The 20,665-nt window shown below is 66.7% G+C and carries 19 protein-coding genes; 10 read left to right on the plus strand and 9 right to left on the minus strand.

The window, feature by feature from the left end:
• From AX284_RS09370 to pilG, 6 genes are all read right to left on the minus strand, one after another.
• Nucleotides 1-3,597 (minus strand): Hpt domain-containing protein (locus AX284_RS09370; protein WP_177329655.1); only part of this gene is annotated, 3,597 nt, incomplete at its 3' end.
• A gap of 11 nt (nt 3,598-3,608) precedes the next feature.
• Nucleotides 3,609-4,457, minus strand: coding sequence for a CheR family methyltransferase (locus AX284_RS09375; RefSeq protein ID WP_082731539.1), 849 nt, complete (start codon nt 4,455-4,457; stop codon nt 3,609-3,611).
• 61 nt (nt 4,458-4,518) lie between these two features.
• A complete protein-coding gene (locus tag AX284_RS09380; protein ID WP_017640974.1) occupies nt 4,519-6,549 on the minus strand; it encodes a methyl-accepting chemotaxis protein in 2,031 nt (676 codons plus the stop codon).
• A gap of 161 nt (nt 6,550-6,710) precedes the next feature.
• Entirely contained in the window at nt 6,711-7,247 is a 537-nt protein-coding gene (locus AX284_RS09385; protein WP_017640975.1) for a chemotaxis protein CheW, read from the minus strand.
• Nucleotides 7,248-7,296: 49 nt separating this feature from the next.
• On the minus strand, nt 7,297-7,662 hold the full coding sequence (pilH, locus tag AX284_RS09390) for a twitching motility response regulator PilH (RefSeq protein WP_007161680.1): 366 nt from the start codon (nt 7,660-7,662) through the stop codon (nt 7,297-7,299).
• Between the two features lie 40 nt (nt 7,663-7,702).
• Nucleotides 7,703-8,110 (minus strand): twitching motility response regulator PilG, encoded by a 408-nt coding sequence (gene pilG / locus AX284_RS09395; protein WP_007161679.1) that lies wholly within the window; start codon nt 8,108-8,110, stop codon nt 7,703-7,705.
• 220 nt (nt 8,111-8,330) lie between these two features.
• Here pilG and gshB point away from each other — a divergent pair, with 220 nt between their 5' ends.
• The 7 genes from gshB to AX284_RS09430 all read left to right on the plus strand — a co-directional run bounded on the left by gshB (nt 8,331) and on the right by AX284_RS09430 (nt 14,137).
• Nucleotides 8,331-9,281: a glutathione synthase gene (gshB, locus tag AX284_RS09400; protein WP_064307478.1), complete on the plus strand. Its 951-nt coding sequence runs from the start codon at nt 8,331-8,333 to the stop codon at nt 9,279-9,281.
• Nucleotides 9,282-9,384: 103 nt separating this feature from the next.
• On the plus strand, nt 9,385-10,263 hold the full coding sequence (locus AX284_RS09405) for an energy transducer TonB (protein WP_068385131.1): 879 nt from the start codon (nt 9,385-9,387) through the stop codon (nt 10,261-10,263).
• 55 nt (nt 10,264-10,318) lie between these two features.
• Nucleotides 10,319-10,888, plus strand: coding sequence for a YqgE/AlgH family protein (locus AX284_RS09410; RefSeq protein WP_064309238.1), 570 nt, complete (start codon nt 10,319-10,321; stop codon nt 10,886-10,888).
• Nucleotides 10,885-11,337, plus strand: coding sequence for a Holliday junction resolvase RuvX (gene ruvX, locus AX284_RS09415; RefSeq protein WP_007161675.1), 453 nt, complete (start codon nt 10,885-10,887; stop codon nt 11,335-11,337). The genes AX284_RS09410 and ruvX overlap by 4 nt, the downstream gene beginning before the upstream one ends.
• Before the next feature lie 2 nt (nt 11,338-11,339).
• Nucleotides 11,340-11,849, plus strand: coding sequence for a bifunctional pyr operon transcriptional regulator/uracil phosphoribosyltransferase PyrR (pyrR, locus tag AX284_RS09420; protein ID WP_017640979.1), 510 nt, complete (start codon nt 11,340-11,342; stop codon nt 11,847-11,849).
• Between the two features lie 15 nt (nt 11,850-11,864).
• Nucleotides 11,865-12,863 (plus strand): aspartate carbamoyltransferase catalytic subunit, encoded by a 999-nt coding sequence (locus tag AX284_RS09425; RefSeq protein WP_017640980.1) that lies wholly within the window; start codon nt 11,865-11,867, stop codon nt 12,861-12,863.
• Entirely contained in the window at nt 12,860-14,137 is a 1,278-nt protein-coding gene (locus AX284_RS09430; RefSeq protein WP_064309240.1) for a dihydroorotase, read from the plus strand. Before AX284_RS09425 ends, AX284_RS09430 begins: the two co-directional genes overlap by 4 nt.
• A 62-nt stretch (nt 14,138-14,199) precedes the next feature.
• Here the strand turns inward: AX284_RS09430 and AX284_RS09435 are convergent, their stop codons facing one another.
• Nucleotides 14,200-14,604: an NINE protein gene (locus AX284_RS09435; RefSeq protein WP_017640982.1), complete on the minus strand. Its 405-nt coding sequence runs from the start codon at nt 14,602-14,604 to the stop codon at nt 14,200-14,202.
• 434 nt (nt 14,605-15,038) lie between these two features.
• On the opposite strand from AX284_RS09435, the gene AX284_RS09440 reads away from it, so the two are divergent.
• From AX284_RS09440 to AX284_RS09450, 3 genes are all read left to right on the plus strand, one after another.
• The gene (locus AX284_RS09440) at nt 15,039-15,596 is read left to right on the plus strand and encodes a C40 family peptidase (RefSeq protein ID WP_064309241.1); all 558 of its coding nucleotides are present in this window, start codon (nt 15,039-15,041) and stop codon (nt 15,594-15,596) included.
• A 132-nt stretch (nt 15,597-15,728) separates the two neighbouring features.
• Nucleotides 15,729-16,940 (plus strand): putative DNA modification/repair radical SAM protein, encoded by a 1,212-nt coding sequence (locus tag AX284_RS09445; RefSeq protein ID WP_017640984.1) that lies wholly within the window; start codon nt 15,729-15,731, stop codon nt 16,938-16,940.
• Nucleotides 16,941-18,389, plus strand: a complete 1,449-nt coding sequence (locus AX284_RS09450) for a UdgX family uracil-DNA binding protein (protein WP_068384889.1) — start codon at nt 16,941-16,943, stop codon at nt 18,387-18,389.
• Here AX284_RS09450 and AX284_RS09455 read toward each other — a convergent pair.
• Together AX284_RS09455 and pilT are read right to left on the minus strand one after the other, a co-directional pair.
• Nucleotides 18,386-19,528, minus strand: a complete 1,143-nt coding sequence (locus AX284_RS09455) for a PilT/PilU family type 4a pilus ATPase (protein WP_017640986.1) — start codon at nt 19,526-19,528, stop codon at nt 18,386-18,388. The genes AX284_RS09450 and AX284_RS09455 overlap by 4 nt on opposite strands.
• The gene (gene pilT, locus AX284_RS09460; RefSeq protein ID WP_068384893.1) at nt 19,528-20,562 is read right to left on the minus strand and encodes a type IV pilus twitching motility protein PilT; all 1,035 of its coding nucleotides are present in this window, start codon (nt 20,560-20,562) and stop codon (nt 19,528-19,530) included. The genes AX284_RS09455 and pilT overlap by 1 nt, the downstream gene beginning before the upstream one ends.
• Between the last annotated feature and the right edge of the window lie 103 nt (nt 20,563-20,665).

The following is a 20,665-nucleotide window of genomic DNA, read 5'->3' on the forward strand; positions in this document are numbered from 1 at the left end:
TTCGGCTTCGGCTTCGGCTTCGGCTTCGGCTTCGGCTTCGGCTTCGGCGGGCAGTTCGACGTCGAGCGCCAGCTCGGGTGCCACCGGCGTGGCCGTTTCCGGATCGAAGAGGTCTTCGGGTTCGGGCTCGGCCAGCAGGGTGGTGGCCGCCATGGGCAGCCCGGCGAGAATGCCCGCCAGCAGGGCGCGCAGACCCTGGATCCGCTCCTCGTTGGGGGTGGCCCGCATGCCGCCCGCCAATTGATTGAGCATGCTGATCAGGGCTTCCTGGGCTTCCTCCGCCTCGCGGAAAAAGGCTTCATCGGCCGGCAGCGAACCGCTCGCCGCGGCGGCATAGACCACCTGCAGCGCCTCGGCCAGTTGCTCGACATCGGCCAGGCCGACCCGGGCCGCCCCGTCGGCAAAGGTGTTCAGTCGTTCGGCCAGCAGATCCGGGCAGGCCGCCAGGTCACCATCGGTGCGCCAGACATTCAGGCGTTCGTCGGCTTCCAGCAGCAGCTCCATCGCCGGCATCAGGAAATCGGTCAGGCGCAGGACGTCACGCTGCTCCGGCAGCGGTGCTGCGGGGATCGGCAGCTGCGGATTCAGCTCTTCCAGCAGTCTCTCGCAGTGCTCGATCACGGCCGCCGCGCCCGTCAGCGGGGTCGCCAACGACCCCTCATCGAGGGTAGCCAGCCGCTGCTCCAGCAACTCGGCCCCCTGGGCCAGCAGGGCGCACTCGGGTTCGGCGAAGGCGACATGGGCGAGCTTGTATTCCTTGGCCAGCCGCTCCAGCGCCGACGCCAGCTCGGCCATTGGCGAACTGCCCGCCATATGGGCACTGCCCTTGAGGGTGTGCAGGGCGCGCAGGAGATTGTCGGAGACCGGCTGGACGCTACCGGCGTCGGCCTGTTCGAGGAAGCGACGCACGGTTTCCAGGTGCGCCTGGGCCTCGGTACGGAAGATGTCCAGCAGCTGGGTATCGGCTTCGCCGGCGGCGAGTGCCGCTGCCGCGGGCTCGACGCTCTCCACCTCAGGCAGCGCCGCCACGGAGGGAACTGCGTCGCTCGCCGAAGCCCGCTCGGGCAGGGCTTCGTTGCGCGCCAGCGCATGGGCGGCGTGGGCCAGCCAGTCGACGTCATCACGCTGCCGTTGGCGATCCTCGGCGTATTCCTCGACCAGCTCCGGCAGCAGGGCACAGGTCTGCTCGACCACCGTCTGCAGGGTGGGACTGTGAGCGACGCTATGGTCCAGCCGGCGATTGAACAGATTCTCCAGGGCCCAGGCCAGCTCGCCGATGACCAGCGCCTGGACCATGCGACCACTGCCCTTGAGGGTATGGAAATTGCGCCGCAATTCACTCAGCGCGGTACGCTGCTCGGGGTCTGCCTGCCAGGTCGGCAACCAGCGTTCCAGTTCCACCTGGACCTCGCCGGCCTCTTCGATAAAGACCTCGCGCAGCTCTTCCTCGACCGGTTCGGCATCGGCCGCCGGTGGCAGCAGCGCCTGCGGGACCTGCGCCGCCGGGGGATTGATGGGATTGACCGGCGCGGCCAGCACCTCGGCGACCGCATCGGCATCGGCGGTCGCCGGCGGCAGGCTGTCCAGCTCGATACCGGCAGGCAGCTCCTCGGCCTCTGCGCCCGCGGGCTCGGCCTCGTCATGCGCCGCGTCAGCCACCACATCGGCCGCTGCCTGCGCGTCCGCTTGGCGATCGGCGGTCAGAGGCTCGTCAGGTTCGGACTGGAATTCGGCGTGGGATTCTGCTTCAGCGTCCGCAGGCTCCTCGATCGGCAGGGCGGTGAGTTCCAGCGTCTCTTCGAGCACCGGCTCCGCTTCCGGCGCCGGCTCTTCCGGGCGATCCAGAGGCAGCGTCTCGACCGCGCTGGAGACCAGGGGCGCCTCCGCCTCCGCCGCCGCGCCTTCGCCGCCCGCCTTGGGCGGATAACCGAGGGCGATGAGACTCTCGTCGGCGATGTCGAGAATCATGTCGTGGGGCGTGGACGGATCTTCCGCCAGGCGCTCCAGGTAATACTCGACGCTGGTGATGGCGTCGGCCAGAGTATCCAGGCTCTGCCAGTCCGGCACCGCCTGCTTGCCCAGCAGTTGCTGGCAGATGTAGTCGTTGGCCGCCTGCACCTGGGCCGCGGCCCGCTCCAGCGGGATCATCGCCAGGCCGCCACGCACCTGGGTCAGCAGCAGGGGCACCGGCTCCAGGTGGACATGGTTCCACTGGGAGGCGATGAACTCGATGATGGCGTCCTTGGATTGCTCCAGGCCATTGCGCGCCTCGCGCACCACCACCCGGTGCAACTGATCGATGTCGGTGGTGGGCAGGCGGCTCTCTTCGGCATCGCCGACCTCGTTGCCGCTGACCATGCCGGCCAGGGTGGCTTCGACATAGAGCAGCGCCCCGGCGATGTCCATCAGGGCGGCATCGCTGGCGTCGTGCACGCCAGCGGCCAGGTCGGCGACAGCTTCGTGCTGCTCCAGCACCACCTTGCGCGGCTGACCGAAGCCCAGCACCGCCAGGGTATCGGCGATCTGCTTGAGCGGTGCCAACAGGCCCCGCAGGCTGGCGGGCTGCTGGCGATCGCTGCGCACGAACAGGTCCAGGCTGTCCTTGATCTGCACCAGCTCTTCGCACAGCGCGGTCACCACCGAACGCATGGCCTCGCGATCCGGACCAACGATGCGCGAGCGCTCGAACCCCACCAGCTCGGCATCCGGCAGGGCTTCGTCGAGACGGTAGTGGGCCTTGAGCGCGGCAATGCGCGGACTCTGCACCGGCGCCTTGGCCAGATAGAACAGCAGATTCTTCAGCAGATCGGCCGGCGCCGGCTGGTTGAGGGTGGTCACGCCATCGCTGATGAGCCGCTTGAGTTCACGATCCAATTGTCGCAGCAGACCGCGGATCGAGCTGCTGTTGTCCAGCTCGCCGGCCTGCAGCAACTCGGTCAGTCCCGCCGCCACCGGCCAGAGGGCGCCAAAGGGCGAACCGGCGCAGAGCTGGTCCAGGCGCTCGAAGACCCGCAGCAGGTAATCCAGGTGCAGCTGGACATCGCGGTCGCGGAACAGCCCGACCTGGGCACCTTGCAGCGCCTGGCGCAGCTTGCGCAGCCGTGGCAGCCAGTCCGGCGCGGCGCGGTCGGCCAGTTCGGCATCGCTCAGCGACAGCGGCGTGGCGGACAGATCCGGCGAGAACAGGCTGGTTTCCGAGAGCAGCTTTTCACCTCGCGCCGAGCGCAGGTCGTTGAGCAGCGGCAGGATGGCCAGTGGCAGATCGCGGCGGGCTTCGAGGACCCGATCCAGATAGGGCGGCACCTGCAGGATGGCCTGCATCAGCACCTCCAGCGCCTCGTCCGAGCTGTTCACCCGCTCTTCGTGGAGGGCCTGCAGCAGCAGTTCCATTTCCTCGGCGAGCAGCGCGGCGCCATAGAATTCCACCATCTGCAGGGTGCCGTAGACCTGGTGCACATAGGTCCGACAAAAACCCAGGCGGCTACGGTCGTGCGGGTTGTCGACGAACGCCTCGAGCGCCTTGCGGGCCTGCTGCAAGGTTTCGGCGATCTCTCCCTTGACCCACTCGAGGGCTACGTAGTCGTGTCGATCGATCATCTCGGCTCCTGTCATGCCGGGTGGTCTGGCTGGCGGGTGAACGCCAGGACTTCGGGATGATCGACGGGTACCAGTTGCGGGTGGCTCCAATTGCTCACCTCACCGACACCCAGGACCAAGAGCCCACCCGGTGCAAGCCGCTGGACCAGCTGATTGAGCAGGTCTCGACGCAGCCAGCGGCGGAAATAAATCAGCAAGTTCTGACAAAAAATGACATTGAGCCCCTGCAAGGGGGCCTGGCCCAGTTCCAGCACATTGAGCCGGGCAAAGCACAGTCGCTCCGCCAAACCGGCGGCGACCTCGAAACTGCCGTCCGCCTGGGCACGGAAATAGCGCTCGCGCAGGCTGGCCGACACGCCGGCCAGCCGCTGCAGGCTGTAGCTACCCTGCCGCGCCTGGCGCAGGGCTTCGCTGCTGATGTCGGTGCCGGTCAGGGCGAACGTCAGGGGTCGCGCCTGCCGTGCCAGGACTTCGGCGGTACTGATGGCCATCGAAAACGCTTCCTCTCCACTGGCGCACCCCAGACTCCACAGGGTCAGCCCCTGGCCCTCGGTGGTCCGGGCGAATTCACTCACATAGGCTTCCAGCAGCGCGAAGGAAGGGGGATGGCGAAAGAAGCGGGTGGCCTGGATGGTCAGCCGATCGAGCAGTCGGACCCATTCGATGCGCCCGCTGATGCCCGCGCAGACGACCTGGTAGTAGCTGTCGTAGTCCGCGATCGCCAGTTCGCGCATGCGCGCGGCCAACTGGATCTGCAGAAAGCTGCGCTGGCGATCGTCCAGCACCATGCCGGCGCGGGTTTCCAGCAGCTGTCGCCAACGCTCGAAGTCCGCATCCGGCAGCTCGGGAGCACGGCGCAACGCCCAACTCGACTCCCCCACCCCGTCTCCCCCTCGCCACACCACGATGTGGCCGCTGCATTCAGCCCAGCGGCTGCTCGTTCGGCAGATTGAAGCCCGACACCGAACGCCGCATCTCGCTGGCCAGCTTGGCCAGCTCGCCGATGCTGCGCGCGGTGGCGGTGGTACCGGCCGAGGTCTGCGAGGTGATCTCCTGAATCACGTTCATGGTGCTGGAGATATGGCTGGCGGACGAGGACTGCTGACGCGCGGCGTTGGAGATGTTCTGGATCAGTCCGGCCAGACTCTGGGAAACCTTCTCGATCTCTTCCAACGCCACACCGGCGTCCTGGGCCAGGGCGGCCCCGCGCACCACTTCCGAGGTGGTCTGTTCCATGGAGATGACCGCCTCGTTGGTGTCGGTCTGGATCGCCTTGACCAGGGCTTCGATCTGCTTGGTGGCGCCGGAGGAGCGTTCGGCGAGGCGCTGGACCTCGTCGGCGACCACGGCGAAGCCACGACCGGCGTCACCGGCCATGGAGGCCTGGATGGCGGCGTTCAGGGCCAGGATGTTGGTCTGGTCGGCGATGTCGTTGATCAGGCCGACGATGTCACCGATCTCCTGGGACGATTCGCCCAGGCGCTTGATTCGCTTGGCGGTGTCCTGGATCTGCTCGCGGATGCTGTCCATGCCGATGATGGTGTTGTGCACCACCTGGTTGCCCTTGTTGGCGATGGCCACGGAGCGCTCCGCCACCGCGGTGGACTCCGAGGCGTTGGTGGATACCTGATCGATGGACACGGCCATCTCGTTGATCGCCGCGGAGGCCCCGGCGATTTCCTGGGCCTGGTGCTCCGAGGCCTCGGCCAGTACCGTCGCGGTGTCCTGGGATTCCTGGGCGGCGGCGGCCACCTGCACGGCGGTCTGGTTGATGGTCTCCACCAGTTCGCGCAGCTGGTCGATGGAGTAGTTGATGGAGTCGGCGATGGCGCCGGTGAAGTCCTCGGTCACCGTGGCCTGCACGGTCAGGTCACCGTCGGCCAGGTCGGCGATCTCGTCCAGCAGACGCAGAATGGCGGTCTGGTTGCGCTGGTTCTTCTCATCGGTCTCGGCCAGGCGGCGGCGGGTATCGCGCACCAGGATGTAGCCGATGCACAGGATGGCGCCAAGGGCGATGAACACCAGCAGATAGCTGCCCACGGTGTTGATCTTGCGGCTCTGGGCCAGCGAAGCGTAACCGGCGCTCAGCTCCGAGGCGGAACCGAGCAGTGCCTGGGAGCCCTGGTAGATCAGGCCCACGGCGGAGCGGATCTGCAGCAGTTCGGGCGAGGTGGCGAGAATCTCGTCGACGTTGCCGGAGACGAATTCGAACAGCTTGTTGGCTTCGTTGAGTCGGCTGACCGCCTCGGGGTCGGTGATCTTGGCGATGCCCATGGAGGCATTGCCTTCGCGCATGGCCTTGAGTACCCGGCCGAACAGGCTGGCGTCGCGGCCAAAGCTGTCGGCAGCCTGGACGGCGGCTTCGTCGCCGGTAAGGATCTTGTTGATGGCGCCGAGGATCCGCTCGGCCAGCAGTGCCTGACGCTGGGCCACCACCACCTGGCCGGCGGGCGCGCCGCGCTCGATCAGGATGTCGACGACCTCTTCGTTCTCGACCTGCAACTGGGGAATGGTGTCGGCCAGGGCGCCGGACAGCTGGTGCAGGGACAGTACGGTCTGCTCGCTGCCGAGCATGGTGTCGACCTGCTTGCGCTGGGTCTCCCACTGGGATTGCAGGGTATCCAGACGCGGGCCGAGGATCGCCGGCGAAGGCGGCAGACCGGTCTGCGGATCGCCGCTGCGCAGGATGGTCAGGCGCCGCTCGAATTCGGCGCGCGCCTGGCGCAGGTCCTTGAAGGCCTCGGCCTTGCCAGTGGCGGCCTCACTGGCACTCTTGGCCAGCTGCTGCGAGAGAATCCGCAGCTCGGTGGCCTGACCCTGATACTGGTTGTCGTAGTTGGTCTGAGTGCCCAGGTACGCGAAGTTGGCGAACAGCAGCACGATCGCGACGATCAGCACCACGAACATGCCCGCGACCCACGCGTTGATTTTCCCGGTATTGAGTTTGTTCATCAGCGGCCCCCGCCTGGACCTTGGTTCCTTTAGTTCTATCCTTGTCGGACGCCGGATCGGTTCGCTTGAAGCCGATGCTCGTCGCCCTACCCCCACCCGTCGGCGACGGCTCCTGCCATCCCGACCCCGATCCGCCTCGCAGCGCCCGGACGCCTGGCGACCTAGGCCGCGACGTCCATGAATTCGGGATGCTCGACCAAGGCGCGTGGGCTGCAGACCAGCCAGGGCACGTCGCGTTGGAAGACACCTTCCAGAAAGAAGTGCAGGCCCGACGGCACGTTGTCGGCGTGCTCGCGATAGGCCTCGATGTCGAAATGCTGCATACCCAGGACTTCGTCAACCGCCAATCCGACGAAGAGGTCGCCATGGTCGACGATCAGGATGCGCCGCTGTTTGCGCAGGGCCTGGATCTTCACGCCGAGGAATTGCCCCAGGTCGGCGATCGGCAGCAGGCGACCGCGTACGTTGGCCACGCCCTTGAGCCAGGGTTTGACGCCGGGCAGCGCGGTGAAGCGCGGCTCCGGCAGGATCTCGCTGACCTCGCCCATGGGAATCACGAAGCGCAACTCACCGAGACGAAAGCCGATACCGCTCCAGCTGCGCTGGTTTTCCTGTTGCGCCGGCAGACCGGCCGCCCGCTCACGGCAGCGCAGATCGATCAGGCGCAAGAGTTCATAGGGCGTGGTGGCGTCGCTCATAGGATTCCCTGCCCTGTAGGGCGCTGCCGCGAGAAACGGACGTCGGACGTTAGCCTTGCAGGACACCCGCCAGGGTACGCAGCAGGGTGTCTTCGTCGATGGGCTTGGTGAGGTAGTCCTTGGCGCCCTGGCGCTTGCCCCAGACCTTGTCGGTTTCCTGGTCCTTGGTGGTGACGATGACCACCGGAATGTGGCTGGTTTCGGCATCCTTGGTCAGCTGCCGGGTGGCCTGGAAACCGTTGAGGCCGGGCATGACGATGTCCATCAGGACCGCATCCGGCTTCTCCTGACGGGCCAGGGCGACGCCATCGGCACCGTTCTCGGCCTTGAGCACCTGATGCCCATGCTTTTCCAGCATGGCGGTGAGCTTGTACATCTCGGTGGGAGAGTCGTCGACGATCAGAATTCGAGCCATGAAAATTTCCTACTAGATAGAATCGCCCGCCTCAGGACACTCAGGACGCTTGTTCGAGCGGAGTGAAACTGGGGACGTGGGTCTTGATCGCACCGATCAGCTCTTCTTTGCTGAAGGGTTTGGTGAGGTACTGGTCAGAGCCGACGATGCGGCCCTTGGCCTTGTCGAAGAGGCCATCACGCGAAGACAGCATGATGACGGGCGTCGCGCGGAAGGCGCTGTTGTTCTTGATCAGCGCGCAGGTCTGATAGCCATCCAGTCGCGGCATCATGATGTCCACGAAGATGATGTGGGGATGACTATCGGCGATCTTGGCGAGCGCATCGAATCCATCGATGGCGGTGATGACCTCGCAGCCAACTTTCTTGAGCAGGGTCTCGGCGGTCCGACGAATCGTCTTCGAGTCGTCGATCACCATGACCTTCAGCCCTTCCGAATACTGTTCCATGTTCAAGCTACCAGCTCATCGTCGATGAAACGTGAATGATGTCGATCCGGGCACTTTGGCGGCGCCTCTTTGTAGCACACAATACCGTGACGTACCACGCAGATCCCCTGGTGGCGGACCACCGGCCCGCCCACCACGACGATCGTGCAAGCATTGGCACTGAAGGGGATCGAAGGGCTATTCTGACGCCTTGCCCACGTAGAACCGAGGTCTAGCGTCAATGAGTATCCGCCTGGGGATCGTCATGGATCCCATCGAACGCATCTCCTATAAGAAGGATAGCTCCATGGCCATGCTGTGGGCGGCCAAGGCGCGCGGCTGGACCCTGCACTATTTCGAGATGCAGGACCTGTACCAGGTCGATGGCGAGGCCCGCGGCCGTGGCCGGCAGCTGGACGTGTTCCAGGATCCGGAGCGCTGGTTCGCCTTTGGCGAAGACGTCGACCTGCCCCTGCGCGAGCTGGACGTGATCCTGATGCGCAAGGATCCGCCCTTCGACAACGAATTCGTCTATGCCACCTACCTGCTGGAGCAGGCCGAGCGTGGCGGCACCCTGGTGGTCAACCGCCCGGCCAGCCTGCGCGACTGCAACGAGAAGTTCTTCGCCACCCTGTTTCCCGAGCTGGCGCCGCCGACCCTGGTCAGTCGTCGCGCCGACATCATCCGCGAGTTCGCCCGCAGCCACGGTGACGTCATCCTCAAGCCGCTGGACGGCATGGGCGGCAGCTCGGTGTTCCGGCATCGGGAAGGCGATCCCAACCTCTCGGTGATCCTGGAGACCCTCACCGCCCACGGTACCCAGCAGATCATCGCCCAGCGCTACCTGCCGGGCATCAAGGATGGCGACAAGCGCATCCTGATGATCGACGGCGAACCCGTGGACTACTGCCTGGCGCGCATTCCGGCCCAGGGCGAGACCCGTGGCAACCTGGCCGCCGGTGGCCGCGGCGTCGCCCAGCCGCTGTCGGCGCGGGATCGCGAGATCGCTGCGACGGTGGGCCCGGAATTGCGCAAGCGCGGCCTGCTCTTCGTCGGCCTGGACGTGATCGGCGAGCACCTCACCGAGATCAATGTCACCAGCCCGACCTGCATCCGCGAGATCGATGCGGCCTACGACACCCGCATCGCCGAGCGCCTCATGGATGTGATCGCGCAGAAGCGCGCGCGCTGAGGCGAGGGTCCATGCCGCCCCCAGCGGCATGGACAAGCGCGGACACAATCCGCAGACTGGCGCCAGCCCTGCCGCGCGTCCTCTGCCCTTGCCGACCCAGTCAATGCCCAGCACCGCCTCCTCCCCCGCCGCCCAGGTCCGTCCCGCCGACCGCCTGGGCTTCACGCTGCTCATCGCGACCCTGCTGCACGTCGTGCTGATCCTCGGCGTCGGTTTCTCGCTGCCCGAGCCCAGCCAGATCAGTCGCACCCTGGAGGTGACGCTGGCCAGCTTCAAGAGCGACGAGGGGCCCAAGCAGGCTGATTTCCTCGCCCAGGAAAACCAGCAGGGCAGTGGCACCCTGGACAAGGCGGCAGCGCCGAGCACCCCGGTGCAGGCGCCCTTCCACGACAGCGAGATCCGCCAGGCCGCGCCTCCGGCTCGCCCGCCGGCGGCGGATCGCGCCCAGGCGCCCAAGGCGGCGGTGACCACCCGCGCCCCGCGGCCGACCAAGGCCGAGCCCAGTCGCGAGACGCCCGAACGGGAGCAGCGTGACGCTCCGAGCCCCGAATCCGACAGTCAGGCCGCCGAACTCGCCAGCCTGGAAGCCCAGCTCGCCGAGGAGCGCCAGCAATACGCCAAGCGGCCAAAGATCTGGCGGATCAACGCCGCCTCGACGCAAAAGGACAAGGGCGCCCGCTACAAGGAAGAGTGGCGGCGCAAGATCGAGCGCATCGGCAATCTCAACTACCCTGAGCAGGCCAAGCGTGACCGCCTCTATGGCAGCCTGCGCCTGCTGGTGGCCATCAACAAGGACGGCTCGCTCTACGAGGTCCAGGTGCTGGAATCCTCGGGCCGCCCGGTGCTGGACCAGGCGGCGCTGCGCATCGTCCGGCTGGCGGCGCCCTTCGCCCCCTTCAGCGGCGATCTGGCCGACATCGACCGGCTGGAGATCATCCGCACCTGGCGCTTCGAGCGTGGCGACCGCCTGTCCAGTCAATAGCCCTGGACGCCGTTGGACTTGAAGCCGGACCGCGCAACCGGGAAACTTGCCGGTCATGAAGCCGACCTCCAGCACCACCCTACAGCACCAGCTCCTGATCGCCATGCCGCAGATGGACGATCCCCATTTCGCCGAGACGGTGATCTACCTCGTCGACCACGGCCCGGATGGCGCCATGGGCCTGGTGATCAACCGACCTAACGGCCTGCACCTGGACGACCTGCTCGAACAGCTGCGGCCCGAGGTCCCGGCCACCCTGGAAGACACCCAGGTCGTCCTCTATGCCGGCGGCCCGGTGCAGACCGATCGTGGCTTCGTCCTGCATGACGCCGGCCCGGTGTTCCAGAACACCCTGGAACTGGACGAACTCAGCCTCACCACCTCGCCGGACGTGCTGTTTGCCCTCTCCGACGGTACCGGCCCGACCCGCCACCTGATCACCCTGGGCTACAGCGGCTGGGGTCCCGGCCAGCTGGAAGAGGAATTGGCGGCCAATCTCTGGCTCACCACCCCGGCCACCAGCGCCCTGCTGTTCGAGACGCCCAGCGAGCAGCGCCTCGGCGCGGCCGCCGCCCTGCTGGGGGTCGACCTGCGCCTGCTCTCGCGCCAGGCGGGCCACGCATGAGCGCACCCAGTGGCCTCTACCTGGGCTTCGACTACGGCACCCGGCAGATCGGTGTCGCCGTCGGCCAGGCCGTGACCGGTCAGGCCCGCGAACTGCTCACCCTCAAGGCGCAGAATGGCGTGCCCGACTGGCAGCAGATCCAGCGCCTGCTGGACGAGTGGCGCCCCACCGCCCTGGTGGTCGGCCTGCCACTGAACATGGACGGCACCCCCAGCGAGATGAGCGAGCGCGCCGAACGCTTCGCCCGCCGCCTACAGGGTCGCTACGGCTTGCCCGTGCATACCCATGACGAACGCCTCACCACCTATGCCGCCAAGGGCGAGCGCCTGCAGGGCGGTCAGCGCGACGGCTATCGCGAACGCCCGGTGGACGCCCTTGCCGCCGCCCTTCTCCTGGAAGGCTGGCTGACCCAACAACTGGAACGGGCCGCGCGCCCGCAATCGGAGTAGCCATGCACCTGCCCTCTCCCGCCGAGCTCCTGCCGCGGCTGGCCGCCGACCTGCGCCTATCGTTGGATCGCCGTGGCATCACCGATCCCGGCTTCGTCGGCATCCATACCGGTGGCCTGTGGGTCGCCGAGGCCCTGCTGGCCGAACTCGGCCTGGATACCCCGCTGGGCAGTCTGGACGTCTCCTTCTACCGCGACGACTTCACCCAGAAGGGCCTGCATCCCCAGGTACGGCCCTCGGCCCTGCCGTTCGAGATCGACGGGCGCCACCTGGTGCTGGTGGACGACGTGCTCATGAGCGGCCGCACCGTGCGCGCGGCGCTCAACGAACTCTTCGACTATGGTCGTCCCGCCAGTGTGACCCTGGTCTGCCTGCTGGACGTCAATGCCCGCGAATTGCCGATCCAGCCCGACGTGGTGGGCGCCACCCTGAGCCTGGCCCCCACCCAGCGCGTCAAGCTGACCGGCCCCACGCCGCTCGCCCTCGAATACCGCGACGCCCCCGCCGCCTGACCTGGATCCGCTGCCATGACCGACGCTACGCGCTCGCTGCAACTCAACGCCCAGGGCCAATTGCGCCACTTCCTGTCGCTCGACGACCTGCCCGCCGAACTCCTCACCGAATTGCTCGATACCGCCGACTCCTTTCTGGAAGTCGGCGCCCGGGCGGTGAAGAAGGTGCCGCTGCTGCGCGGCAAGACCGTGTGCAACGTCTTCTTCGAGAATTCGACCCGCACCCGCACCACCTTCGAACTGGCGGCCAAGCGGCTGTCGGCGGACGTCATCACCCTCAACGTCTCCACCTCTTCCACCAGCAAGGGCGAGACGCTGTTCGACACCCTGCGCAACCTGGAGGCCATGGCCGCCGACATGTTCGTGGTGCGCCACGCCGACTCCGGCGCCGCCCATTTCATCGCCGAGCACGTCTGCCCCGATGTGGCCATCATCAACGGCGGCGACGGCCGCCATGCCCACCCCACCCAGGGCATGCTCGACATGCTGACCATCCGCCGCCACAAGGGCGACTTCGCCAACCTCTCGGTGGCCATCGTCGGCGACATCCTGCATTCGCGGGTCGCCCGCTCCGACATGCTGGCGCTGCGTACCCTGGGCTGCCGCGACATCCGTGTGGTCGCGCCGCGCACCCTGCTGCCGGTCGGCCTCGAAGAACTCTATGGCGTGCGCACCTTTACCGACCTGGCCGAGGGTCTGGACGGCGTGGACGTGGTGATCATGCTGCGCTTGCAACGCGAACGCATGCAGGGTGGCCTCTTGCCCAGCGAAGGCGAGTACTACCGGCTGTTCGGTCTGACCCGCCAGCGCCTAGCCCGCGCCAAGCCCGACGCCATCGTCATGCACCCGGGACCGATCAACCGCGGCGTGGAGATCGAATCAGCGGTCGCCGACGGCGAGCAGTCGGTCATCCTCAACCAGGTCACCTACGGCATCGCGGTCCGCATGGCAGTGCTGTCGATGACCATGAGCGGGCAGACCGCCCAGCGTCAGCTACAGGAGAATGCGCAGTGAGCCTGAGCATCCGCAATGCCCGGGTGATCGACCCGGCCACCGGCCTCGACCAGGTCAGCGACGTCCATGTCGACCAGGGTCGCATCCTGGCCCTGGGCGAAGCGCCCCAGGGCTTCCAGGCCGACGAGCAGCTGGACGCCAGCAGCCTGATCCTGGCGCCTGGTCTGGTCGACCTGGATGTCGCCCTGTGCGAACCGGGCCTGACCCGCAAGGGCAATGTCGACAGCGAGACCCGCGCCGCCGCGGCCGGGGGCGTCACCAGCCTGTGCTGCCCGCCCACCACCCGCCCGGTGCTGGACACCACCGCGGTGGCCGAACTCATCCTCGACCGGGCGCGCACCGCCGATCACGCCCGCGTCCATCCCATCGGCGCCCTGACCAAGGGCCTGGGCGGCGAGCAGCTGGCCGAACTGATGGCCTTGCGCGACGCCGGTTGCGTGGCTTTCACCAACGGCCTGCAGCCCTTCGAGAATCTGCGGGTGCAGCGGCGAGCGCTGGAATATGCCGCCACCTTCGACCTTACCGTGGTCTTTACCGCTCTGGACGCCGACCTAGCCCATGGCGGCCTCGCCCATGAAGGCCCCACCGCCAGCTTCCTGGGTCTCACCGGCATCCCGGAGACCGCGGAGACCATCGCCCTGTCTCGCGACCTGTTGCTGGTGGAACAGAGCGGCGTGCGTGCCCATTTCGGCCAGCTGACCAGCGCTCGCGCGGTGGAGATGATCGCCGCCGCCCAGGCCCGCGGCCTGCCGGTGACCGCCGATGTGGCGCTCTACCAGCTGCTGCTCACCGACGAGGCCTTGCAGGGCTTTTCCAGTCTCTATCACGTCAAGCCGCCGCTGCGCACCGCGCGGGACCGCGACGCCCTGAGAGCCGGGGTACGTGATGGGGTGATCGGCGCCATCTCCAGCCATCACCAGCCCCACGAGGCGGACGCCAAGCTGGCGCCCTTCGCCGCCACCGAGCCGGGCATCAGCAGTGTCGAATTGCTGCTACCGCTGGCCCTGACCCTGGTGGAAGACGGCCTGCTGGATCTGCCGACCCTGCTGGCCCGCCTGACCCAGGGTCCGGCCCAGGCGCTGCGCCTCGCGGCGGGCCGCCTGGCCAAGGGCCTGCCAGCGGACCTGGTGCTGTTCGCCCAGCAGCCGACCGCCCAGGCCGCCACGCCCTGGCTGTCGCGTGGCCGCAACTGCCCCTTCCAAGGCCTCACCCTGCCCGGCCGCATCGAACGCACCCTGGTAGGGGGACGCGCGACCTACCAGCGCGGCGCCTGAATAGAGGCGCCTGAATAGAAAAGGGGCTCCGCGGAGCCCCTTTTCTCTGTCTCTTAGCTGGATTAGCGCACCAGCCGCCGGCGATTCTCTTCGGAGATCTGCGAGTTGAGCGTCCAGAAGTCGTAGAGCACGCCCAGCAGGAAGAAACCCGCGGTAAAGAAATAGAGGATGGCGGTGATCCACTTGCCCAGATAGAGGCGATGGACGCCAAAGATGCCGAGAAAGGTCAGCAGGATCCAGCCCAGACTGTAGTTGATCGAACCGGACTGGAAACGCAGATCCGCCTCGCGATCCATGGCCGGGATCAGGAACAGATCGATCAGCCAGCCGATGCCCAGCAGACCCAGGGTGCAGAACCAGAGGGTGCCGGTGACCGGTTTGCCATAGTAGAAGCGATGAGCGCCGAGAAAACCGAAGATCCACAGCAGATAGCCCATGACCTTGCTGTGGGTGTCCTGATACTGCATGCCTACGACCTCGCGACTGAAGGAAAAGACCCACCTTACCTACACCCTTACATTCACCGTGACTTTATGTCGAAAACTGGATGAATGCCCAGGGAGTCTCACTGGTTGGCGCTCTAGGGACCCCACTTTCCGCTAAAAATTACATAATTTCTTGATGAGAGGTGCACAAAATATCCACAGGGTTGGTATAGAATCCCTCGCTTCGATCTTCAGACACCCCTACGACAATGCGTTTATTTCTTCTGACATGGCTCTCCGCCTGTCTTGTGCTGCCCGCGGCAGTACAAGCGAAAGAGAACTCTGCAGCGCGCACTGCCGCTCCGGTCCACAAGGTCGCAGCCCGGCATGTCACCGCCGCTTCAGCTCCCAAGACCGCCGCCCGGCACGCCTCCGCTGCTCCCGCGCCCAAGGCCGCCGCTCGCCGCGTCGCGAAGGTGGACCCTACCCAGGCAGCCTTCGCCGCCCGCGCCAAGCACGCCGCCCGCGCCACCAGCGCCCTGCACCGTAAGCAGGCCACCGCCCAGGCTGCCACCCGCAACGTCGGCGCCCAGGTCGCGACCCGCGCCATGGACCTGGTCGGTACGCCCTATCGCTACGGCGGGACCAATCCGCAGAACGGCCTGGATTGCAGCGGCCTGGTGAACTACGTCTATCGCGACGTACACAACGTCAAGCTGCCGCGTACCTCCCGTGAGCTGTCCCAGCTCAAGGGCCCCAAGGTCGCCCGTGGCGATCTCAAGGCCGGTGACCTGGTGTTCTTCAAGACCGGTCAGCGCAGCGGCATCGATCACGTCGCCATCTATCTGGGCAACGACCGTTTCGTCCATGCCCCGCGTAGCGGCGAAAGCGTTCGCGTCGATCACCTGAGCAAGCCCTACTGGACCAAGAGGTTCGCCTCGGCCAAGCGCGTGCTGCAACAGCCCACCACCCTGGCGGCGGAAACCACGTCCGTCGCGGACAAGCCGCGTACCAAGCGTACCCGCAAGTCCTGATCCCTCCCCCTCGCTTCGCCGGGCACTACCGCCCGGCGGAGTGTCGCTCCACTCGGCGCCGCCCGGCGCAAAGCCATTGAACGACGCTCCGCTTCCTGGATACTGTATGCAATCACAGTCCAGGAGATCTCGATGGAGCTCGCCGACAAGCTGATCATTCTCGCCGATGCCGCCAAGTACGACGTATCCTGCGCCAGCAGCGGTGCGCCCAAACGCAGCTCGAAGGGCAAGGACGGCCTGGGCTCGACCGATGGCATGGGCATCTGCCACAGCTTCACCCCGGATGGGCGCTGCGTGGCGCTGCTCAAGGTGCTGCTGACCAATTTCTGCCAGTACGACTGCCAGTACTGCGTCAATCGCCGCAGCAGCAATGTGCCGCGGGCGCGCTTCACGCCCGAGGAAGTGGTGCAGCTGACCCTCGACTTCTACCGGCGCAACGTCATCAGCGGGCTGTTTCTCAGCTCCGGCATCATCCGCTCCTCCAACTACACCATGGAGCAGATGACCCGGGTGGCCCAGCTGCTGCGCGAACAGCACCAGTTCCGCGGCTATATCCACCTCAAGACCATTCCCGACGCCGATCCCGAGATCATCGCCCAGGCCGGTCTCTATGCCGATCGCCTGTCGGTGAACATCGAACTGCCCACCGAGAGCAGCCTGATCAAGCTGGCGCCGGAAAAGAACGGCAGCAGCATCCGCAAGACCATGGGCAACATTCGCCTGGGTCTGGAGGAAGCCGAGGCCGAAGCCAAGGCGCCGCGTTTCGCGCCGGCGGGCCAGAGCACCCAGATGATCGTGGGCGCCGATGCCACCGACGACCGCACCATCCTCGATACCGCCCAGACCCTGTATGGCGCCTATCGCCTCAAGCGCGTCTACTATTCGGCCTTCAGCCCCATCCCGGAAAGCCCAGGTACGGTGCCGCTGCAACCGCCGCCGCTGCTGCGCGAGCACCGGCTGTACCAGGCCGACTTCCTCATGCGCGGCTATGGCTTCCAGGCGGAGGAGTTGCCTACCGAAGACGGCCAGCTGCCGCTGGACGTGGACCCCAAGTTGGCCTGGGCGCTGCACAACCGGGCCATCTTCCCGCTGGATCTTAATCGCGCCGACCAGGCGCTGATCGCCCGGGTGCCCGGCATCGGCGTGCTCTCGGCCAAGCGGCTGGTGGAGCTCAGGCGCGAGCGGCGCATCCGCTACGCTGATCTGATCCGCCTGAAATGCAGCGTCGAGAAGGCACGGCCCTTCATCATCACCCAGGACTACCGACCGCAGCCGCGCCTGGCGGAATCCCTCGACCTGCGCCGGCAACTCGCCGAACCGCCCGCCCAGCTCGCCCTGCTCTAGATGCAGAGAGTCGACTTCGACGGCACCTTCGCCGGCTGGCGCAAGGAGGCGCGCCGGTTGCTCCAGGCGGGTATCGCCCCGGCCCAGGTGAGCTGGCAGGAAAGTCGCGGCCTGGGCGATCTGTTCGACGAACCGGCCGAGGCCACGGCGCCGCCGCCCAGTGGCGCCATACGCATCCCGCCGCAACTGGCCGAAGCCCTGACCTATGCCGCCTGCTTTCGCAGCGACGATCGGTGGGCGCTGCTCTACCAGGTGCTCTGGCGGGTCGCCCGGGGCGAGCGTGCGGCGATGCTGGCCGGTGACGAAGACGGCAGCGAATTGCAGCGCCGGGTCAAGGCGATTCGCCGCGAGATCCACCATGTGCATGCCTTCCTGCGCTTTCGACCGCGTGCGGAGAGCGCGGGGCCGCCGGCCTGGCTGGCCTGGCACCAGCCGGCCCACGACGTCCTGGCCCTGGCGGCGCCGCATTTCTGCGACCGCATGGGCAACAGCAGCTGGCTGATCGCGACCCCCGAGGCCGCCGCGCTCTGGGATGGCCAGGCGCTGCAACTGGTGGAGCCCTGCCCCGCCGAGCTGCAGCAACTGGCGCGGCAGACGCCGGAAGACGATGACCGCAACGCCGGCGACGAACTCTGGCGCGCCTACTACCGCAGCACCTTCAATCCGGCGCGGGCCAATCCGCGCACCTTGCGCGGCAACATGCCGGCGCGCTTCTGGAAGGATCTACCGGAAGGGCCGCTGATCCCGGCGCTGCTCAGCGAGGCACGGGCCGGCGCCCAGCGCCTGGCCCAGGCCGAAGCCGTGGGCCGCCAGGGCGGTCGCGAGGTGCTGATCGCCGCCGAGCGCGCCCAGCCGGAACGCCCGCTGCCCACCACCCTCGACGAGTGCCGCCGCTGCGAGTTGTGGGAAAAGGCTACCCAGCCGGTGGCCGGCGAAGGCCCGCGCACCGCCCGCATCCTGCTCTTGGGCGAGCAGCCCGGCGATCAGGAAGACCTGGCGGGTCGCCCCTTCGTCGGCCCGGCCGGGCAGGTGCTGATGGCGGCGCTGGCCGAGGCCGGCCTCGCGCGCAGCGAGGTGTTCCTGACCAATGCGGTCAAGCACTTCAAATGGATTCCCCAGGGCAGGCGGCGCAAGCACGTCACCCCGGGACCGGAGATCGCGCCCTGCCGCTACTGGCTAGAGCAGGAACTGCGCGACATCCAGCCGACCGTGGTGGTGGCCCTGGGCTCGACCGCCCTGGAAGCCTTGCTCAAACGCAAGCCACGGGGCCTGGCGCAATTCATGGGCCGACCACTGCGGCTGGACGAGCGCTGGATCATTGCCACCTATCACCCCTCTTACATCCTGCGCACCCCGGACGCCGAGCAGCAGGAGCAGGCACGCCAGGCGCTGGTCGCCGCTCTGCGCGAGGCCAGGACCCTGGCCGCCGAGAACGAAGACGAAGGCTAGCGGAAGCGCTTGGGCGGATCGTCGCCCATGTCCACCGAGAGGTTGCGGGTGAGCTGATTGAGGTGATCGGCGTCCGTTTCCGACCCCAGCTTGATCATCAGCCGCAGGTCGTTGGCGGAATCGGCGTGGGCCAGGGCCGCTTCGTAGCTGATCTCGCCGTCGCGATAGAGACCATAGAGTGACTGGTCGAAGGTCTGCATGCCCAGTTCACCGGACTTCTTCATCAGCGCCTTGAGTTCGTGCACCTCGCCCTTGCGGATCAGGTCGGCGGCCAGCGGGGTGTTGAGCAGCACCTCGATTACGGCACGACGGCCCTGGCCATCGGTGGTGGGCACCAGTTGCTGGGCGACGATGCCCTTGAGGTTGAGCGACAGGTCCATCCAGGTCTGGCTGTGCCGATCGGCCGGGAAGAAATGGATGATGCGATCCAGCGCCTGGTTGGCGTTGTTGGCGTGCAGGGTGGCCAGGCACAGGTGACCGGTCTCGGCGAAGGCCAGGGCGTGCTCCATGGTGTCCCGGCTGCGGATCTCGCCGATCATGATGACGTCCGGCGCCTGGCGCAGGGTGTTCTTCAGGGCCACCTCGAAGGATTCGGTGTCGATGCCCACCTCGCGCTGGGTGACGATGCACCCCTGGTGCTGGTGGATGTACTCGATGGGATCCTCGATGGAGATGATGTGCCCCGCCGAGTTCCTGTTGCGATGGCCGATCATGGCCGCCAGCGAGGTGGACTTGCCGGTGCCGGTGGCGCCGACGAAGATCACCAGCCCGCGCTTGGTCATGGCCAGCTTCTTGATGATCTCCGGCAGGCGCAGCTGCTCGACCGTGGGAATGTTGACCTCGATGCGGCGCAGCACCATGCCCACCAGGTTGCGCTGGTAGAAGGCGCTGACCCGGAAGCGACCGATGCCGCGGGCGCTGATGGCGAAATTGCACTCGCGCTTCTGCTGGAATTCCTGCCGCTGCTCGTCGTTCATCACCCCCAGCACGATGGCTCGGCACTGATCCGGCGTGAGCGAATCCTTGGTGACCGGCGTCATGCGCCCGTTGATCTTCATCGAAGGGGGCACACCGGTGGTGATGAAGAGGTCGGACGCCCCCTTGTCCACCATCAGCTGCAGGAACCTGTCGAAATCCATCAGAAGTTCTCCGGCGTCTTGGCCTTCTCGCGGGCCGCGTCGCGGCTGATCAGCCCCTTGGCCAGCAGCGCCTTGAGGCACATGTCCAGGGTCTGCATGCCCAGGCCGCCACCGGTCTGGATCGAGGAATACATCTGCGCCACCTTGTCCTCGCGGATCAGGTTACGGATGGCCGGGGTACCGATCATGATTTCGTGGGCCGCCACCCGGCCGCCACCGACCTTCTTGAGCAGGGTCTGGGAGACCACCGCCTGCAGGGATTCGGACAGCATGGAACGCACCATGGACTTCTCTTCCGCCGGAAAGACGTCCACCACCCGATCGATGGTCTTGGCCGCCGAGGTGGTGTGCAGGGTGCCGAAAACCAGGTGCCCGGTCTCGGCCGCGGTCAGCGCCAGGCGGATGGTCTCCAGGTCGCGCAGCTCGCCGACCAGGATGATGTCTGGGTCCTCGCGCAGCGCCGAGCGCAGGGCCTCGGAAAAGCCCAGGGTGTCGCGGTGCACCTCACGCTGGTTGACCAGGCACTTCTTGGACTCGTGGACGAATTCGATGGGATCCTCGATGGTGAGGATGTGGTGGTACTTGGTGTTGTTGAGGTAGTCGAGCATGGCCGCGAGGGTGGTGGACTTGCCCGAACCGGTCGGCCCGGTCACCAGCACCAGGCCGCGCGGGACGTCGGTGATCCTCTTGAACACCTCGCCCATGCCCAGCTCTTCCATGCTCAGCACCTTGGACGGAATGGTCCGGAACACCGCGCCGGCGCCGCGATTCTGGTTGAAGGCGTTGACCCGGAAGCGCGCCACGCCCGGCACCTCGAAGGAGAAGTCGGTCTCCAGGAATTCCTCGAAGTCCTTGCGCTGCTTGTCGTTCATGATGTCGTAGATCAGCGCGTGCACCTGCTTGTGCTCGAAGGCCGGCAGGTTGATGCGGCGCACGTCGCCGTCGACGCGGATCATCGGCGGCAGGCCGGCGGACAGGTGCAGGTCGGAGGCGCCTTGCCGCGCGGAAAAGGCCAGCAATTCGGTGATATCCATGGGACTCCCAGATGTCGAGCAAGCAGGTAGAATGCCGCGCAGCACTGGCGGTCTGACCTGGTCACCGCCACTCACTCATCCGGTACGCCGAGGCCTGCCGGAT

Source organism: Pseudomonas sp. HUK17, from assembly GCF_001566765.1.

Excerpts from the sequence above, each read along its gene's own strand:
- AX284_RS09385 (WP_017640975.1), bottom strand. The coding sequence starts at position 7,247 with ATGAGCGACGCCACCACGCCCTATGAACTCTTGCGCCTGATCGATCTG.
- AX284_RS09455 (WP_017640986.1), bottom strand. The coding sequence starts at position 19,528 with ATGGATTTCGACAGGTTCCTGCAGCTGATGGTGGACAAGGGGGCGTCC.
- pilT (WP_068384893.1), bottom strand. The coding sequence starts at position 20,562 with ATGGATATCACCGAATTGCTGGCCTTTTCCGCGCGGCAAGGCGCCTCC.
- AX284_RS09425 (WP_017640980.1), top strand. The coding sequence starts at position 11,865 with ATGACCGACGCTACGCGCTCGCTGCAACTCAACGCCCAGGGCCAATTG.
- AX284_RS09445 (WP_017640984.1), top strand. The coding sequence starts at position 15,729 with ATGGAGCTCGCCGACAAGCTGATCATTCTCGCCGATGCCGCCAAGTAC.
- AX284_RS09410 (WP_064309238.1), top strand. The coding sequence starts at position 10,319 with ATGAAGCCGACCTCCAGCACCACCCTACAGCACCAGCTCCTGATCGCC.
- pilH (WP_007161680.1), bottom strand. The coding sequence starts at position 7,662 with ATGGCTCGAATTCTGATCGTCGACGACTCTCCCACCGAGATGTACAAG.
- pyrR (WP_017640979.1), top strand. The coding sequence starts at position 11,340 with ATGCACCTGCCCTCTCCCGCCGAGCTCCTGCCGCGGCTGGCCGCCGAC.
- pilG (WP_007161679.1), bottom strand. The coding sequence starts at position 8,110 with ATGGAACAGTATTCGGAAGGGCTGAAGGTCATGGTGATCGACGACTCG.
- AX284_RS09405 (WP_068385131.1), top strand. The coding sequence starts at position 9,385 with ATGCCCAGCACCGCCTCCTCCCCCGCCGCCCAGGTCCGTCCCGCCGAC.
- ruvX (WP_007161675.1), top strand. The coding sequence starts at position 10,885 with ATGAGCGCACCCAGTGGCCTCTACCTGGGCTTCGACTACGGCACCCGG.
- gshB (WP_064307478.1), top strand. The coding sequence starts at position 8,331 with ATGAGTATCCGCCTGGGGATCGTCATGGATCCCATCGAACGCATCTCC.
- AX284_RS09380 (WP_017640974.1), bottom strand. The coding sequence starts at position 6,549 with ATGAACAAACTCAATACCGGGAAAATCAACGCGTGGGTCGCGGGCATG.
- AX284_RS09450 (WP_068384889.1), top strand. The coding sequence starts at position 16,941 with ATGCAGAGAGTCGACTTCGACGGCACCTTCGCCGGCTGGCGCAAGGAG.
- AX284_RS09435 (WP_017640982.1), bottom strand. The coding sequence starts at position 14,604 with ATGCAGTATCAGGACACCCACAGCAAGGTCATGGGCTATCTGCTGTGG.